Consider the following 15966-nt stretch of genomic DNA (forward strand, 5'->3'; position numbering starts at 1 on the left):
AACTTTGCCCACCCTACTATAGCCCTGGACTATTGGGAATAGCTTGTAGGGTGGGCAAAAACAGTTTGGTTTTTTTGAGTATTCTAGATTATAGAACTTTGCCCACCCTACTATAGCCCTGGACTATAGCATTTCGATTTGAGCTGAACCGAGGGAATAGCTTGTAGGGTGGGCAAAAACAGTTTGGTTTTTTTGAGTATTCTAGATTATAGAACTTTGCCCACCCTACTATAGCCCTGGACTATTGGGAATAGCTTGTAGGGTGGGCAAAAACAGTTTGGTTTTTTTGAGTATTCTAGATTATAGAACTTTGCCCACCCTACTATAGCCCTGGACTATAGCATTTCGATTTGAGGTATGAACATACTTTCTTAGGGAAAGGCAAGAGGCAAGAGGTAAGAGGCAAGAGGCAAGAGGTCATCAAGAAGCTTTTAGGGTGGTCAAAAACAGTTTGGTTTTTTTGAGTATTCCAGATTCTAGCGTTTCTCGCAGTTATGAGGTACAGTTTTATTTGAGGCTGATTCCTTTAAAACCCTCTTGAATATTGCCTTTTGCCCTCAACATTCAGCAGTCAGCGGTCAGCAGTCAGCGGTCAGCTATAATGCCTAATGCTTAAAATAAACATCGAACAGGATAATTTAATATTTCGAGATTTGACAGAATTGAAAGTTTGGGGATTTGCCCATCTAAGCATATGCTGATAGCTGATAGCTTACCTTTTGCCTTTTGCCTTTTGCCTTTTGCCTTTTGCCTTTTGCCTTTTGCCTTTTGCCTTTTGCCTTAAAAAGATAAAAGATAAGATTTGTCCTCAAACGTCGCTAAAAATTGCTATATATAACTCTGCCCATTCTACTTTAATTGATATTTTTTTTACACGCAAGTGCCTAAATATTAAGTTTTGTGGCTATATCAGTCTTCTATACCACTGGACATAGTATGTTAACCAATGGCTTAACAATCCAAAATTAGTTTGGGATTCAATGTCTGAAATTGCTAAAATCCCAGGAATACAGGGACTTTGGGAAAAAACCAAAGGGGACTCCCAAGTTGTTGTTGCAGTTCTAGATGGGGTTGTTGACCAGGCTCATCCTTGTTTTGATGGGGCTAGGCTAAAGCGGTTGCCAACGTTAGTTCAGGGAGAGGCACACCCGAGGGGGAGGATGTCGAGCCATGGGACTCATGTTGCCAGTCTGATTTTGGGTCAGCATGGTTCTCCTGTGCAGGGGATTGCCCCGAACTGCCAGGGGTTAGTCATACCTGTGTTCGCCGATGAAGGTCGCCGCCTCTCCCAACTGGATTTGTCTCGTGCCATTGAACAGGCCGTTAATGCCGGAGCGCATATTATCAATATCAGCGGCGGACAACTGACTGACTATGGTGAAGCAGAGGACTGGCTCCAACAGGCTGTCGGTCTGTGCCGAGACAATAATGTATTAATTGTGGCGGCTGCGGGCAATGACGGGTGTGAGTGTTTACACGTTCCCGCTGCCCTTCCGGCTGTCCTAGCAGTTGGAGCCACGGATGGCCAGGGACAACCCCTAGAACTGAGTAATTGGGGTCAAACCTATCAAAACCAAGGGATTCTGGCTCCGGGAGAGAATATTCTAGGAGCTAAACCCGGAGGTGGTACAGTCAGACTCAGTGGCACCAGCTTTGCCACCCCCATTGTCAGTGGAGTTGCGGCACTTTTGCTCAGTCTGCAACGGCAACGGGGTGAAGAACCTGACCCCCAAAAAGTTCGTACTGCCTTGCTAAAAACAGCCCTACCCTGTAACCTACCGGAAAACGATCAGCGTCCTCGTTGTTTGGTGGGTGAGGTTAATATTGCTGGGGCGTTTACTGATTTAACAGGAGAAACCATGTCTGAATCTGAAGAACTCTCAACCGTTGAAGCATCGGGCTGTGGCTGTGACGGAACGCCAGAAACTAGCCCCCAACTGGCACTCAGTGCTGAGGTGACTTCAGCCGTTGATCCCACAGAAGCTCAACCTGCCGTTGCGGCCTCCTCAACTGAGACAGCGGTAGCCCCTGCACAACCCACTGATGTTGCTGTTATTGCTTCTGAACCTCAATCTACACAAGCCCCGGTCACCGCGACCTCTGTATCAACTTCATCTGTATCCACATCAAATCACCAGATCTCTGCAATGTCCAACACTACTGCAAATGCAATTACCCCCAGCCAGCCCGTTCAAGCCAGTGGTGGCGATATAATTTATGTGATCGGAACCCTGGGTTACGACTTTGGAACCGAAGCACGGCGCGACTCCTTCAAACAGTTGATGCCACCTTATGAGATTGAAGGCACTCAGGTGCCAGCAAATCCCTATGATGCCCGTCAGATGGTGGACTATCTGGAGGCAAATCTGTCGGAAGCCAAGTCCTTAATTTGGACGCTGAATATGGAGTTGACTCCAATTTACGCCCTCGAACCTTCGGGGTCCTTTGCCAGAGATGTCTATGCTGCATTTCAGGAATTGCTCTCTGGGGAAGTACAAGCAGAAGATTCTGAGGAATACATTGAACGGGTAAGTATCCCTGGACGGTTAACGGGAAGAACCGTAAAACTGTTCTCTGGGCAAGTTGTTCCAGTGGTTGAACCGGTAAGTCCTCGTGGCATCTACGGTTGGAGGGTGAATACGCTGGTTTCTTCTGCTTTGGAAGCGGTACGGGGTCAGCAGGCAGAGGCAGATGATGAGCAAATGCGGAAAAGCCTCAGCAGTTTTCTCAACCGGGTTTACTATGATCTGCGTAACTTAGGACAAACTTCTCAAGACCGGGCGCTGAATTTTGCGGCAACAAACGCTTTCCAAGCAGCTCAAACTTTCTCTGAAGCAGTAGCAGCTGGAATGGAATTAGATAGTATTGTAGTGCAGCGCAGTCCTTTCTGTCGGATGGATAGTGATTGTTGGGATGTGCAGTTGAAATTCTTTGACCCAGAAAACAACCGTCGAGCTAAGAAAGTCTTCCGCTTTACCATTGATGTTAGTGATTTAATTCCTGTGACTTTAGGCGAAGTTCGCTCTTGGTCTTCTCCTTATTAAGGACCTATGAAATCGAGATAAGGAAATTTTTTGATTTCCTTATCTATATTGGAGGGAATCGGGAATCGGGAATCGGGAATCGGGAATCGGGAATCGGGAATCGGGAATCGGGAATAGGGAATAGGGAGCAGGGGGTAATAATTGACGAAAACAGTATTATAAAAATACTAATCCTGGGCTGAAATCTTGCACCAGTACAAAAAAAACTTAATAACGGAAGCGATAACAATCAATTTCAGTACTGAAAGCGATGCAGTCGGTAAAACGGGGTTTCTCCCACTCGCCCTTTGCATCAAGAGAGAGTAAAATCTTAATCACTGTTCCCTGTTCCCCGTTCCCTGTTCCCTACTTTTACAGGTAAATTTTAAACTTGGTGCAAGATCGGAGTTCAAAACTGATCCGTTTCCCGTGGTCCGGTGGCACCCCCTTGATTAAGGAATAAGTTACCGGTTGCATCGTTTTGATAGATACAGCGGATTTCTGGTGAACCTTCAAGGACACCAGTGAAACCAAAAGTATTCATCCGATTTTTGCATTCCCGGACCTGTTCCGATGAGATCAGCCTCCTCTGTTCCAAAATTGACCAGTTATTCCGACGTAAAACACACCCAGGTCGCATCTTGGGCTGGGTCACATACACATTAAAGGGATTGAGAGTCACGAAAACTTGCATATCCGTCACCATCGCACTGGCACCATACTGAATACAAAGCTCTGGGTTTGGTGCGCTGCGGTCAATCACTTCACGGGAGGCAACGTTTTCTGGGTTGAGAGTGGCACCAGAGCTAAAAGCAATACCAACTCCAAGTCCCAAGACAAAAACCCCACCAAGAATCGCTAAGGTTGTGTAATTAAGTTCAGGTATCCCATTAGAACTGTTGGATTCACGTTTCATTTGACTCAATTAACGTAATTAACGTTTAGAATTTTCTGGGTCAAGATTTCCTGGGAGTAGTTGCTACTTGCCCCCTTCTTTCAGTATGCCAGGTACGCCAAGATTAATCCGGAGATGGGGAGCTGGGGAGCTAGCTGGGGAGCTGGGGAGATGGGGAGATGGGAAGATGGGGAGATGGGGAGATGGGGAGCTGGGGAGCTGGAGCTGGGGAGATGGGGAGCTGGGGAGTTGGGGAGCTGGGGAGATGGGGAGTTGGGGAGTTGGGGAGCTGGGAAACATGTTTGAGGTATAGTAAATTCTTGTCTTACCCCGACTCCCGATTCCCGATTCCCGACTCCCGATTCCCGACTGCCGACTCCCGATCACCAATTGCTGCTTTCAACAATACATCTGCTCCAAATCGCACAGCATCGGTACAAGGTAGGCCAGTCTCTGTTTGTACCTGTTCAATGGCCGACCGGGCAGCTTGATCATCCAAGTGGCCAGTATTAAGTGCGATCGCAATCACCTTTACCTGACCAAATGCCCCACCAGCACTAGCAACGGTCTCGTAAAGCTCAATCACTTTGGGTAATGGGGGAATCGGCACATGGTCATGATTACGAACAGACTCCTGTCCGGCTCGATGGACCAATAGTAATCCCGTGGGCTGAGTTCCTCGAATTAGCGGTAGAGTAGCTGTGGAACCAGGATGCAAAAGGGAACCCTGCCCTTCTACGATCAATAAGTCGTGGTCATTACCATAGCGCAGTACCATTTGTTCCACAGCACCAGCCGCAAAGTCTACCCGAATCCCATCCAAGGGAATGCCATCCCCAGAAATCATAATTCCAGCTTGACCAGTGGCTAGAAACTTCGATGATATGCCCTGACGTTGGGCGCACAAATATAACTCCAGAGCTGCTGACATTTTGCCCACTACCATATCTGTACCTACTGTCAAGATGCGCTGACAAGGTAGCGATCGCGCTTGAGCACTTGCTATTCCTAATCCCTTCGGTTCCCGACGAATATCCCAAATTACCTGACCGTCTTGCAGTAATTGCTGTAACTCTGGGTCAGATGCCATGGGAGTATGCAAACCATTGATAATCGATAACCCTGCTCCTACCCCTACTTTGACCTCCTGCCTCGAAGGCTCTGGTAATGCTCCCCCAGAGGGCGCAATACCAATGGCTAGGATATCCGGTTGATAAGCCAGGGCAGCAGACACGGAATCTACAATCGGGACATTAACCTTAATTCCAGTTAATTTAGACAAAGACTGCCCAGCACACTGCTGGTCGATCACCACCACAATCTCAGTTGGGCAATAGCGTAACAGAGTCAGTCCGGTTTTGCCTTTTGAACCAAGAATCCCTTCATGGAGTAGAATCGCAATACGCCGATTAGTGGTTAAATTCACGGCGTTTCACCCCCAGTCCTGGTAAATTATTCGGTATCAAATGCCCATTTTGTAGGGTTGCCCCTGTGAAGGGGTCATCTACTAGGTTTAAGTGGCTGTCTAAATCAAGATAATCTGCCAGTGGTGAGAGATGAGAAGCTGCTGTATTCGCCAGAGTACTGTCAGAATAGCAACCAAACATCACCTGCAACCCACAAGCTTTTGCGGTATGCACCATCCGTATTGCCTCAGTTAAACCACCAGATTTCATTAGTTTAATGTTAATACCATGGACACAGTTTGCCAACGGCGGAATATCTTGGCTAGTCTTGCAACTTTCATCCACAAAAATTGGTAAAGGGGATTGCTTATACAACTCGGGTAAATCAACCTCTTTTCCGGGAGCGAGGGGTTGTTCCACATGCCTCACCCCCTGACTCGCCAGCCAGTTACACATCTCTACCCCTTCCTCCAAACTCCAACCCCCATTGGCATCTACACTCAACTCGGCTTCTGGTGCCTCATCTCGGATAGCCAGAATCATCTGTTGATCAGCAGCAATCCCCTCAGGTGAACCTAATTTAATTTTCAGTACATGAGCACCAGTAATGGGAATCCATTCCTGCACCCGTTGCCTGGCCTTTTCTGGGTCACTAATGCCTACCGTAGCGGAAATTGGTACAATTCGGCGGCGGTTCAATCCCCACAGCCGCCAGAGGGGCAATCCCACCCGCTTCCCTAGCCAGTCATGTATTGCCAAATCAATGGACGCCCAAGCCGCTGATGGCACCTGTACCTCCTCCAAAACCCGTTCAATTTGTTGGTGTTCCCAAGGACTAAATACCTCCAGCATCGGGATAACCACCTCTAGGGCTTCCAGCAGAATCTCAGTAGTTTGCTTATGGGGGGTGGGGGTTAGGAAACTTTCTGTGCCTGGATCTGACGAGCTATTGCTGAGGCTAGTTGCCTTTCCTAGGGAAAAGGGAGACCCTTCGCCCCACGCTTCAATACCCTCTTGTTCGATCCTGACCCAGACATTGGTGGTTTCAGAAGTGGTGCCACGACTGATGGTTAAAGGGAACTGCTTATGTACCGTGAACGTTTCAACGCCAATACGCATTGTTTATTTAGTATATGGTTATTTAGTTTAAGGTTAAAGGTTAGTTGGTTGAAGGTTAGTTGGTTGTTCGCCTTTGGGGTTCGGTGAAGGGTAGCTTGAAGGTTATTTGGTTAAAGGTTGAAGGTTGTTTAGTTGTTCGCGTAGCGTGGCCAAAGGCCAAGGTTGTTCGCCTTTGGGGTTCGGTGAAGGGTAGCTTGAAGGTTATACTCTACTAGGACGATGGTCAATAATAGGTTTGCCAGATCATACTCGCCTACAAGGTGTAACCTCTAACCTACATACAACCTGTAACCCAATTTGTAACCTACAACCTACAATCTGTAACCTGTAACCTACCACCTGTAACCTTCAACCTCTAACCTGTAACCTTCAACCTCTAACCCAACCTGTAACCTGTAACCTGTAACCTTCAACCTCTAACCTGTAACCTGTAACCTGTAACCTTCAACCTTCAACCTGTAACCTTCAACCTTCACCCTTAATACTGTAACTTATCCTTTTGTAATTATTCAGTAATTTAATGATTTCAATACAGCCATGGAAAACCATGAAATCAAAGTTGGTTTTTGACAATAAATGGTGTCGAGTCAGGCAAGATGAAGTAGAATTACCAAGTGGTGAAATTGTTGATGACTACTTCATCAATGTTAGACCGGATATTGTGCTGATACTGGCAATTACTTGCGATCGCAATGTTGTTTTTGTCCGTCAATATCGCCATGGAGTGGGAGAAATTTTATTGGAACTCCCTGGGGGTGGTTTCAACTCAACAGTAGAAGATAGTCTGAAGGCAGCTGCTAGGGAATTAGAAGAAGAGACTGGTTATGTCTCTGAGCATATGTTTTCCCTAGCAACCTTATATGATAATCCGGTAAAAGATACCAATACAATTCATTTAATTATGGCGGAAGATGCTCAGCCATCGGGTATCCAAAATCTAGATATTACGGAAGAGGTGGAAATTGTTTTGGTACCTATAGACGAGGTTATGAAAAAAATTGAACAAGGAGAAATTTGTGTTTCAGGAACAATTGCTGCTTTGTTTTTAGGCTTGAAGTTTTTGTCTTAAATTAGTAAGGATTAAGCTGTCAGCTGTCAGCCGTCAGCTGTCAGCCGTCAGCTTAAAATATAGCAATCCGTGTAGGAATTGTGATAATTTTTGATCTGAAGTTCCCTACTCCCTTTGTTCTATAGCGTTTCTCATAGCTATCAAGTACACAGGATTTTTGGCCTCTTGCCTTTTACCTCTTGCCTCTTGCCTCTTGCCTGCTCCCTGCTCCCTACTCCCTATTCCCTACTCCCTACTCCCTTTACTATATGTCTAACTCTACCTTGCATGTTGTTGCCCGTCTTGTAGCTCTGCCAGATAAAGTTGAGGAACTCAAAGCTGTCCTGAGCGCATTGATTGAACCCACAAGAGCAGAAGAAGGTTGTTTGAAGTACGAATTACTTCAAAATCAGACAAAACCAACAGATTTTACCTTTGTGGAAGAGTGGGCAACACCAGAAGCACTAGATGCTCATCTGGTCACTGAGCATCTCCAAGCTGCCATCAAGCAACTTGATGGCTTAGTGGCTGATACACCAGATATCCGCCGCTACACCAAAATCCTCTGATATAGCGCTGCGCCCAGGGAATCGGGAATCGGGAATCGGGAATCGGGAAGAGTAGTTTGACCCGGTAGGTGGAACGGGCATCTTGCCCGTTTCATTTCCCGACGCCTACTCCCTATGCCCTTGGGTGCAGCGCTATGGCATCACGAATCACCCAAATCCCTAAGAGTCTTCAGAGTCTTCTTCCATCGGCTTTCCTAAATCAAAAATAATTATAAATTCAGCATCGGGCATCAGTCGTTTCAGAGCCTGCAAGTGGCCTTGGGCATCCGATCGGTTGCGAAACCGAGCCACAATCACTCGTTGCATTTTTGGCAATAGCCGAACTATCACCCACGGATGAAGGCGTTCAGAATAGGACATAATTGATGTATCTCCTTAGATGGGGACCAAGAGCCAGCCGGAGACTCGGGAAAATCTATGGGCTGGCTCTTAATGTGGACGTTTGTCGGCCACATTTTTATACTAACACAAAATAATCTTTTATTATAACATATTTTTTAAACTTTTGTAACAAATTTGTTTGGGAGTCGGGAGTCGGGTATCCCCCGATATCCCCATCTCCCCACAGCCGTTGACCTAGTAAGACTAATAATGCTGGTTGTCAGCCCATTAGACGATATATAGCGTTTCTCGTAGCTATGAGGTACACATTATTTTTTGCCTCTTCCCTCTTCTGTGCTCCGAAGTACCTACTCCCTGCTCCCTAAAAAACCATAAATTTGTACCTAACTGAATTGCAAACCGCTATATATGATAGATAATAACTGAAAGCTGTTCGCGTAGCGTGCGCGTAGCGCTTAAGCTGATAACTTAACTTATATAAACTTAAGGTAGCAAATTGTAATGGCAACTAAACTGATTGAATTAGAAGATGGCACGTTGGTAGAAGTAGAAGTACCAGGGAATCAAGTCGAACCTATCGCTGGTGGTTTTGCTGATAAAGTTAGTGCTACTTTCGATAAGATTAGACCGCTCTTGGTGAAGACATGCAAGCCCATTGCTCAGACTTGTAAAGAGCTGAATAAGGAGATGGATATTGAGAAGGCTGAGGTAGAATTGGGGTTTAGTTTTGAAGGAGAAGGGAATTTATATATTACTAGGTCAGCGGCAAATGCTAACCTGAAAGTGAAACTGGTACTGAAACCCAAAGATTAATTGATTAATTAATAGCAATTCCTATAGGAATTGTGATAATTTTTGATACCGTACTCCCTACTCCCTATTCCCTACTCCCTGTTCCCTATTCCCTGTTCCCTATTCCCTATTCCCTTTGCTAAAGAATGACCCCAGAAGAACTACAGCAGTCAGTGGTTTTAATTACCAGTAGTGACCCTGAAATCACTGGTTTTGGCACTGGTTTTGTAATTCGCCAGGTTAGTGGCACCGCTTTCTTGTTGACTTGTGCTCATGTGGTGAAAGAGGTTGGTGGGCCAGAGAATGTCAAAGCTGATGGCATACCTGGCACGGTGATTGCTTCTGGGGAAGATCATGGATTGGATTTGGCAGTGTTGAGAGTAGATGGACTTTGGAATAAGCCAGAATTACACCGAGAAGAAGGATTTGGTGAGAAGGGTAACTCTTTCCTAACTGCTGGCTTTCAATCATATGCTAAGGACTATTTAATCCGACCACTGCACGGTACCCTAGGGGAGCAAGTGGAATGGTCGAAACAACCAGGGGAAAGAATTCAAGGTTTGGATTTGCACATTGTTGATGACTATGGGCTACAGCGTGGTTATAGTGGTTCGCCGGTGGTGGATGAAGCTAGTGGTGAGCTTTTGGGAGTAGTTAGCCATCGACAAGGGGATAAAACTGGTTTAGCGATATCCATTGGTGCTCTTGATAGAATTTGGCGGGTTTTAGATGGTGATCAGCTTTATAAGGTATTAGTAAAGCTTGGTTACGAGGACCAGGAACGCTTATTTTTTAGGTTAATCCGAACACAGTCTGTCGCGGCTTTTTTAATCCATGGCGATCCAGACTACGGACAACGTTGGTTATTGAATCGCTTAGTAGAAAAACATCTTCCTAATACTATTACTGGCAAAGTTATCAAAGTTAATTTAGCGCGAAAAGTCCGCAGAACTGATATCAAAACCCTTTGGCGTGAACTTGGTAATCAGGTTGGTTTGTGGAGAAAGGGAGCGTCAGTTACTGCTATTACTGAACGAGTTTATCGCTACTGGCAAACCCAGAATGTGCTACTGGTCTTCCATGATGTAAATGTGATGCCAGAAGCCTATTTAGATCAACTGATCCGTGAATTCTGGACACCCTTGGCAAGTAACGCTCGCCAGGTTAACCCTAGTGCCAGTCGGTTCAAATTATTGATGTTTTTAGTAGACTACGAAGGCACTGTGGGGAATTTGGATGCTATATTTTCTGATAAAATAGACCGTACTCAACCCCACCTGCCAGTCAAATCTCCCAAGATTAATCAATTTGATGAAGATGAATTGATTGACTGGATGATGCGAGAATCTGAGGAATTACCGATCGAATTTACCCATGAGGTCGATGAAACTGTTAAAGTCGTTCTAGAAAACAGTGATAATGGCATTCCCGAGTATGTACTGGCAGAAATATGCGATCGCTGTGGCGTTGATTGGTTTAATGACGTAAAGCAACGGTGGAGACTCTGAACAACCCAAAACCTGAATATACAGGTGATCCAGCACTACAACCGCAGCCTGGAGAACGAGACAGCAAGGGACAATTGTTGTATCCTTATTTACCTAGTCGGGAATTAATTGAAGCAGTCAATTTAGCGATCTACCTGGAACGCCCTTTGCTACTGAAAGGGGAACCGGGATGTGGAAAAACCCGCTTGGCTCATGCTGTGGCTTATGAGCTCAACTTGCCTGTGAGAGTCTGGGCTGTCAAATCTACTACTCGGGCAAAGGATGGTCTTTATACCTATGATACTGTGGCTCGTTTGCGGGATGCTCAGTTAGCGGCAACCGGCATGATTAAACCAGAGGATATCCCCCGTATTAGTAATCCCGAGACCTATGTACGTTGGGGTCCGTTAGGCAATGGGTTTCGGAGTGAAACCCTGACAGTGGTGTTAATTGATGAAATTGATAAGGCGGATATTGACTTTCCTAACGACTTATTAATGGAACTTGATCAACGCCAATTTACTGTAGATGAAACCGGTGAAGAAGTAATAGCCAACCAAGCCCCAATTGTTTTTATTACTAGCAATGACGATAAAGATTTACCCGATGCTTTCTTACGCCGCTGTTTATTTCATTATGTTGAGTTTCCCTATCACCAGTTAATTGACATTCTTAATGCTCATTTTCCGAAATCACCGGAGAGGCTAGTGAAGAAGACTGTAAGTCGCTTTCAGGAATTGCGTCAGGAAATGGAAAAGGAGAAAGGAAATACTGGTAAAAAGGTTAGTACTAGCGAATTAATTGATTGGTTCAAGGTACTGCGCCGCCATCCCACCGATGAAATTTTGGCACAATTGGATGGAAAACTCCCCTATCCTGGTGTATTGCTGAAAAGCGTCAATGACCATATGCGCTATCTAAACCCAAAAAGGCTATGAAGGTCAATGACTTACCCCTAATGGAGTTGTTTGAAAAACTGCAAGACGCTGGCTTACCTTTGGGAATCGGTGAGTATGAAGCCTTATTGCGGGCATTGCAGGCTGGTTTTGGGATTCCAGACCGGGAAGCGTTGGCACGATTGTGCTGTATCTTATGGGTGAAGTCGGAAGAAGAAAAGCAGATTTTTGATAAGTACTTTCAAGAATTTATTCCAACTAGTAAAGCTTCAGATAGTTTAGATAAAATTCCCACAGATGAGGGTGATTCACAGGAAAATAACTATTTTCAAAAACTTAGTTATTGGTTGAGCGGAGTAGTTATTATTGGAATTATAATTATTATATCGAATTTAATACCTCCAACAAATCCCCCAACAAATCCCCCAACAAATCCCCCAACAAATCTTCCAATAAATCCCCCAATAAATTCCCCAATAAATTCCCCAACAACTCAAAATAATGGTGATCGCAATCCGGGATTTTTATGGGGTAATTGGCCAGTTATCCTAACTATAGGTGGAGGATATTTATTGACTCTAGGGGTCTTGAGGAACATTATTAAATCTAGAAATCGTCCCCAAGAAAAGCTGTTTAAGCCAGTACTAATCATTCAGGGAGTAGATGAAGTACAAAGAGCGAAAACAGTAAGGCAGAGTTCTCGTAAGACTAAGCCAGGGTTTAGCGATCGCATTGTGATCACTACAGGATACTCTCCCGTTACCCGTAGGCAAATGAAACAAAGCTGGCGTTACTTGCGGGGTCTGGTCAGGGAAGGAGCTAAGACAGAACTAGACATTGAAGCAACCGTTAACCAGATTGGACGGCAAGGTCTATTGCTAGAGCCGGTATTTATCTCCCCTCGGGTCAATCGTACGGAGCTATTACTGTTAATCGACCAAGGTGGCTCAATGATACCCTTTCATCGACTATCCCATCGGCTAACAGAAACCGCCTTACAAGCTGGACGCTGGGGTAAAACCACTATCTACTATTTTCACAATTGTCCAGTGGATTACCTCTATCACGACAGTGATCAGCTTGAAGCAGAATTGATTAGCAGGATTCTCTCCCAGCTTGCTGTGCAGTGGACTGTAGTTTTGATGTTTAGCGATGGTGGTGCTGCTCGTGGTGGACTGAACCCTCAGCGCATTGAATTGACCAAAGCCTTTCTAGGACAACTCAAACAGCAAGTGCGTGCCATGGCTTGGCTTAATCCCATGCCGTGCAACCGTTGGAATGGGACAACTGCTGGTGAGATTAGACCCTTGCTACCAATGTTTGAATTCAGTCGCGAAGGTTTACAAAATGCAATAAATGTTTTGCGGATACGATGAGTAAACTGAAGGTATTTTGATTATAGAGCTGTTTTCAATTGGGTTAGCTAGCAAAGGGAGTAGGGAGCAGGGAGCAGGGAGCAGGGAGCAGGGAGCAGGGAATAGGGAATAGGGAATAGGGAAACAATTCGGTGTAGCTTATAGCTATGATAAAGGCGTTGCTGAATTAAGGAATGAATGCCCGATTATCTGGTTTTATTAAAGCCCCCTAAATCCCCCAACTTTGGGGGACTTTAAGAGTTTTGTTCCCCCCAGAATTGGGGGGCTAGGGGGGCGAAACCATACCCAGAATCAGCAACCCCATGATAAACGCTATAACATGTTGATTTGAGATGTAAACATAGTATTCATAGAAAAAGGGAACAGGGAACAGTGTCAAGATATCCGAGGAGTTTTTGGTGTCATGATCAGTCAGAATTGGTTTTCATGATCTATTTAAAAACACTATATAGCGTTTCTCGTACTAATGAGCTATATTCAATTTTATTCTCCCTACTCCCTACTCCCTACTCCCTACTGCCTGTTCCCTGTTCCCTATTCCCTGTTCCCTTTGCTATCTAACATGAAACCATGAAAACTGAAACTATCCAGCGACAGATTAAATCCTTTAAAAAACGCTTTGGAGAGGCACATCTTTTACTAGCTTGTCACGCTGCTTTACCATTAGCGATTACCCCTGACTTGTTGTATTGTATTTGGACAAACTTTCAGCAAGATGTCAAGGGGAGAGGGATAGATATTCCTTGGGTAGCTGTAACAGATTTACTATTTTCTGGTCTTTGGGAAGAAGTGGGATTAGAAATCTATGAAATGGATGCAACTATCCGGGAGATGCTGCTAAATTATCTCAAAGATAATCACAATTTTGGTGAACAGCGTATTAAAGAGTTATCTGAATTTTTGTTAGTCTATATCCAGCCGCAACTAGAAAGCGATGACCCAGATATTCAGGAATTTGCTAAAGCTCAACGGTGGACAGCCCAGGCTTATCTTCAACCAAAAGCATCAGCGAAGGGATTAGGATTAGCCCTATCACGAGCATATCAGCACGACCGGGATGATCTAATCCGGATTGCTGCTGTGGTAGAAACCTTAGCGGAGCCCCTATCGAAGTTTAAGAAGCTGCTGATTTATGGTCGTGGTATGACCAGATTTGCTCGTGGTGATCTGCAAGGGGCAAAAGCTGAATTTGACAAAATTCGACGCTGGGGTAATCACGCTCATGTTGCTGGAGTTCGTTTACTACTCCCTAAGAATCAAGAATTGACTAGAGAAAAACCGAAATCTTTTAGAGTTTACTGGGTGACCTCAGGGATAGTGATTTTAGTTTTAGTTGGAGGAGTAAACTGGGTTCAATCCCCTCCACCAGATTCTACCTCTATAAAAGTTAAGGATATGCCTGGCTGCTCAACCTTACCTGTTCGTGGACTTGATCAACAACTCATCAATAGGCTAAATGTCGTAGCTCCCAATTCCCTGGTCAGTTTTGCAGATTTGAATGTAGATATGGGACCCGCTGTTTGGCCCTATCTTCAACTACCAGCTAAACAAGCACTTCAACAAGCTATTGATGAAAGAGGTATACCATTAGTTGTGAATAGTGCCTATCGCACTATTGCTCAGCAACTCGTCCTATGGAACCATGCCAGTAATCGACGTTGCGGGATTTCAACCGCTGCTCCTCCAGGTGAAAGTAATCATCAGACTGGTCTAGCTCTCGATATTTCAGATTATCAGGGTTGGCAACCCTTTCTAGAAAAACATGACTGGCAATGGGATGGACCAAAAGACCGTCCACATTTTGACTATGTAGGAGACAATATCATTGACATCCGAGATTATTCTGTCCTTGCTTTCCAGCAACTCTGGAATCTAAACAATCCAACAGACCGAATTAAACAGAATGGCATGTTCGATGCTGAAACTGAACTACGACTGAACAACTCCCCTATTGATGGCTTCCCGAAGGAAAGCTGATGGTGGTTTACTTGGTTTAAAGGACTTATGTCACTGATATCTGGGCGTTCTTAATTGGACTGTACTTGATAACTCTGAAAAATGCTATAGTAAACAGTCGGTCATTACTAATAAACAGTAAACAGTTTAAAATGAAACAGTTGTCTCGAATTTCCCTAACTATTGTTAGCTTATTCCTGTGTTTGCTCACCTTGAGCAGTTGCAGCAACAACTTTGCTAACCCTGATCAACTAGAAGCGCAAGTATTAACCATTATCCGGAATAATCCAGAGGCTATTTTACAGTCGCTGCAAGCTTACCAGCAGGAAAAACAGCAAGAGCTAGCCCAATCCAGACAAGCATTTTTGCAGCAAATGAGTACAGAGCCAGCATCGATAATTGGGAATTCCCCTACTACTGGTGTGGCGGAAAATAACATTGTGCTGTTGGAGTTTTCTGACTTTCAATGTCCATTTTGTGCCCAAGCTAACCAAAGCGTAAAGCAGTTTATGGACAAACATTCCGATCAGGTAACCTTAGTATATAAGCATTTGCCTCTGACTCAGATTCATCCTGAAGCACTCCCTGCTGCTAAAGCAGCTTGGGCGGCTTTTCAGCAAGGGAAATTCTGGGAGTATGAAGATGCCCTGTTTGAGCAGCAAAATAACTTGGATGAAGAATTGTATGTGGCGATCGCCCAAGATCTTAATCTCGATCTAGAGCAATTTAATCGCGATCGCATCAGTGTTGGAGCCGAAGCTGCTATTAGGGACGATCTGAAATTAGCTCAGAGCTTGGGTCTTAATGGTACTCCTTTCTTTATGTTGAACACAGAAGTACTTCAAGTTCCTCTCAACTTATCAGAAATGGAGAGTATTCTGGCACAGGTCAAATCATGATCTAGGATCTATATTTGAGTTGTAAACACACGTCTTGGGGCAAGAGGCAAAAGGCAAGAGGCAAAAGTTGGTAGGGTGCGTGATAAGACGGGCTCGCCCTGATTTTATCGGTAGCCAGTGTTGGCACAGCCCGTCGGTGTAACGCACCACTCGCTCTT

At 44.9% G+C, this 15966-nt stretch carries 15 protein-coding genes; 10 read left to right on the plus strand and 5 right to left on the minus strand.

Annotated elements, in window-relative coordinates; translation table 11 throughout:
- Positions 1 to 980: 980 nt before the first annotated feature.
- Entirely contained in the window at positions 981 to 3044 is a 2064-nt protein-coding gene (locus F6K49_RS25460; RefSeq protein WP_293071312.1) for a PatA/PatG family cyanobactin maturation protease, read from the plus strand.
- Positions 3045 to 3087: 43 nt separating this feature from the next.
- On the opposite strand, the gene F6K49_RS25465 is transcribed toward F6K49_RS25460, so the two are convergent.
- Both F6K49_RS25465 and F6K49_RS25470 read right to left on the minus strand, forming a co-directional pair.
- Positions 3088 to 3273, minus strand: coding sequence for a hypothetical protein (locus F6K49_RS25465; RefSeq protein ID WP_293101131.1), 186 nt, complete (start codon positions 3271 to 3273; stop codon positions 3088 to 3090).
- Between the two features lie 159 nt (positions 3274 to 3432).
- Complete coding sequence (locus F6K49_RS25470; protein WP_008187233.1) at positions 3433 to 3939, minus strand: DUF3172 domain-containing protein; 507 nt, start codon at positions 3937 to 3939, stop codon at positions 3433 to 3435.
- A gap of 114 nt (positions 3940 to 4053) precedes the next feature.
- Here F6K49_RS25470 and F6K49_RS25475 point away from each other — a divergent pair, with 114 nt between their 5' ends.
- Positions 4054 to 4224 carry a hypothetical protein gene (locus F6K49_RS25475; RefSeq protein ID WP_293022505.1) on the plus strand — a complete coding sequence of 57 codons (171 nt, stop codon included), beginning with the start codon at positions 4054 to 4056 and terminating at the stop codon, positions 4222 to 4224.
- 19 nt (positions 4225 to 4243) lie between these two features.
- Here the strand turns inward: F6K49_RS25475 and F6K49_RS25480 are convergent, their stop codons facing one another.
- Both F6K49_RS25480 and F6K49_RS25485 read right to left on the minus strand, forming a co-directional pair.
- The gene (locus F6K49_RS25480) at positions 4244 to 5344 is read right to left on the minus strand and encodes a DUF1611 domain-containing protein (RefSeq protein ID WP_293022508.1); all 1101 of its coding nucleotides are present in this window, start codon (positions 5342 to 5344) and stop codon (positions 4244 to 4246) included.
- The gene (locus F6K49_RS25485; protein WP_293022511.1) at positions 5328 to 6443 is read right to left on the minus strand and encodes a dipeptide epimerase; all 1116 of its coding nucleotides are present in this window, start codon (positions 6441 to 6443) and stop codon (positions 5328 to 5330) included. Before F6K49_RS25485 ends, F6K49_RS25480 begins: the two co-directional genes overlap by 17 nt.
- A gap of 520 nt (positions 6444 to 6963) precedes the next feature.
- Between F6K49_RS25485 and F6K49_RS25490 the strand changes: the two genes are divergently transcribed.
- Positions 6964 to 7512: an NUDIX hydrolase gene (locus tag F6K49_RS25490; RefSeq protein ID WP_293022514.1), complete on the plus strand. Its 549-nt coding sequence runs from the start codon at positions 6964 to 6966 to the stop codon at positions 7510 to 7512.
- 179 nt (positions 7513 to 7691) lie between these two features.
- Entirely contained in the window at positions 7692 to 8060 is a 369-nt protein-coding gene (locus F6K49_RS25495) for a putative quinol monooxygenase (protein WP_293022517.1), read from the plus strand.
- A 159-nt stretch (positions 8061 to 8219) separates the two neighbouring features.
- Here F6K49_RS25495 and F6K49_RS25500 read toward each other — a convergent pair whose 3' ends face one another.
- Positions 8220 to 8420, minus strand: a complete 201-nt coding sequence (locus F6K49_RS25500; protein ID WP_293022523.1) for a hypothetical protein — start codon at positions 8418 to 8420, stop codon at positions 8220 to 8222.
- 483 nt (positions 8421 to 8903) lie between these two features.
- On the opposite strand from F6K49_RS25500, the gene F6K49_RS25505 reads away from it, so the two are divergent.
- The 6 genes from F6K49_RS25505 (at position 8904) to F6K49_RS25530 (ending at position 15808) form a co-directional block, all read left to right on the plus strand.
- Positions 8904 to 9215, plus strand: coding sequence for a CU044_2847 family protein (locus tag F6K49_RS25505; RefSeq protein ID WP_293036515.1), 312 nt, complete (start codon positions 8904 to 8906; stop codon positions 9213 to 9215).
- Between the two features lie 125 nt (positions 9216 to 9340).
- Positions 9341 to 10702 carry a trypsin-like peptidase domain-containing protein gene (locus F6K49_RS25510; RefSeq protein WP_293101135.1) on the plus strand — a complete coding sequence of 454 codons (1362 nt, stop codon included), beginning with the start codon at positions 9341 to 9343 and terminating at the stop codon, positions 10700 to 10702.
- Complete coding sequence (locus F6K49_RS25515) at positions 10690 to 11619, plus strand: MoxR family ATPase (RefSeq protein ID WP_366514227.1); 930 nt, start codon at positions 10690 to 10692, stop codon at positions 11617 to 11619. Before F6K49_RS25510 ends, F6K49_RS25515 begins: the two co-directional genes overlap by 13 nt.
- Positions 11616 to 12953 (plus strand): CoxE, encoded by a 1338-nt coding sequence (locus tag F6K49_RS25520; protein ID WP_293101138.1) that lies wholly within the window; start codon positions 11616 to 11618, stop codon positions 12951 to 12953. The genes F6K49_RS25515 and F6K49_RS25520 overlap by 4 nt, the downstream gene beginning before the upstream one ends.
- A gap of 570 nt (positions 12954 to 13523) precedes the next feature.
- Positions 13524 to 14930: a M15 family metallopeptidase gene (locus F6K49_RS25525; RefSeq protein WP_293101141.1), complete on the plus strand. Its 1407-nt coding sequence runs from the start codon at positions 13524 to 13526 to the stop codon at positions 14928 to 14930.
- 131 nt (positions 14931 to 15061) lie between these two features.
- Entirely contained in the window at positions 15062 to 15808 is a 747-nt protein-coding gene (locus F6K49_RS25530) for a thioredoxin domain-containing protein (RefSeq protein WP_293101144.1), read from the plus strand.
- The last annotated feature ends 158 nt before the right edge of the window (positions 15809 to 15966 follow it).

It is taken from the genome of Moorena sp. SIO3I6 (assembly GCF_010672095.1).

Excerpts from the sequence above, each read along its gene's own strand:
- F6K49_RS25460 (WP_293071312.1), top strand. The coding sequence starts at position 981 with ATGTCTGAAATTGCTAAAATCCCAGGAATACAGGGACTTTGGGAAAAA.
- F6K49_RS25470 (WP_008187233.1), bottom strand. The coding sequence starts at position 3,939 with ATGAAACGTGAATCCAACAGTTCTAATGGGATACCTGAACTTAATTAC.
- F6K49_RS25475 (WP_293022505.1), top strand. The coding sequence starts at position 4,054 with ATGGGGAGCTGGGGAGCTAGCTGGGGAGCTGGGGAGATGGGGAGATGG.
- F6K49_RS25485 (WP_293022511.1), bottom strand. The coding sequence starts at position 6,443 with ATGCGTATTGGCGTTGAAACGTTCACGGTACATAAGCAGTTCCCTTTA.
- F6K49_RS25490 (WP_293022514.1), top strand. The coding sequence starts at position 6,964 with ATGATTTCAATACAGCCATGGAAAACCATGAAATCAAAGTTGGTTTTT.
- F6K49_RS25500 (WP_293022523.1), bottom strand. The coding sequence starts at position 8,420 with ATGTCCTATTCTGAACGCCTTCATCCGTGGGTGATAGTTCGGCTATTG.
- F6K49_RS25505 (WP_293036515.1), top strand. The coding sequence starts at position 8,904 with ATGGCAACTAAACTGATTGAATTAGAAGATGGCACGTTGGTAGAAGTA.
- F6K49_RS25510 (WP_293101135.1), top strand. The coding sequence starts at position 9,341 with ATGACCCCAGAAGAACTACAGCAGTCAGTGGTTTTAATTACCAGTAGT.
- F6K49_RS25520 (WP_293101138.1), top strand. The coding sequence starts at position 11,616 with ATGAAGGTCAATGACTTACCCCTAATGGAGTTGTTTGAAAAACTGCAA.
- F6K49_RS25525 (WP_293101141.1), top strand. The coding sequence starts at position 13,524 with ATGAAAACTGAAACTATCCAGCGACAGATTAAATCCTTTAAAAAACGC.
- F6K49_RS25530 (WP_293101144.1), top strand. The coding sequence starts at position 15,062 with ATGAAACAGTTGTCTCGAATTTCCCTAACTATTGTTAGCTTATTCCTG.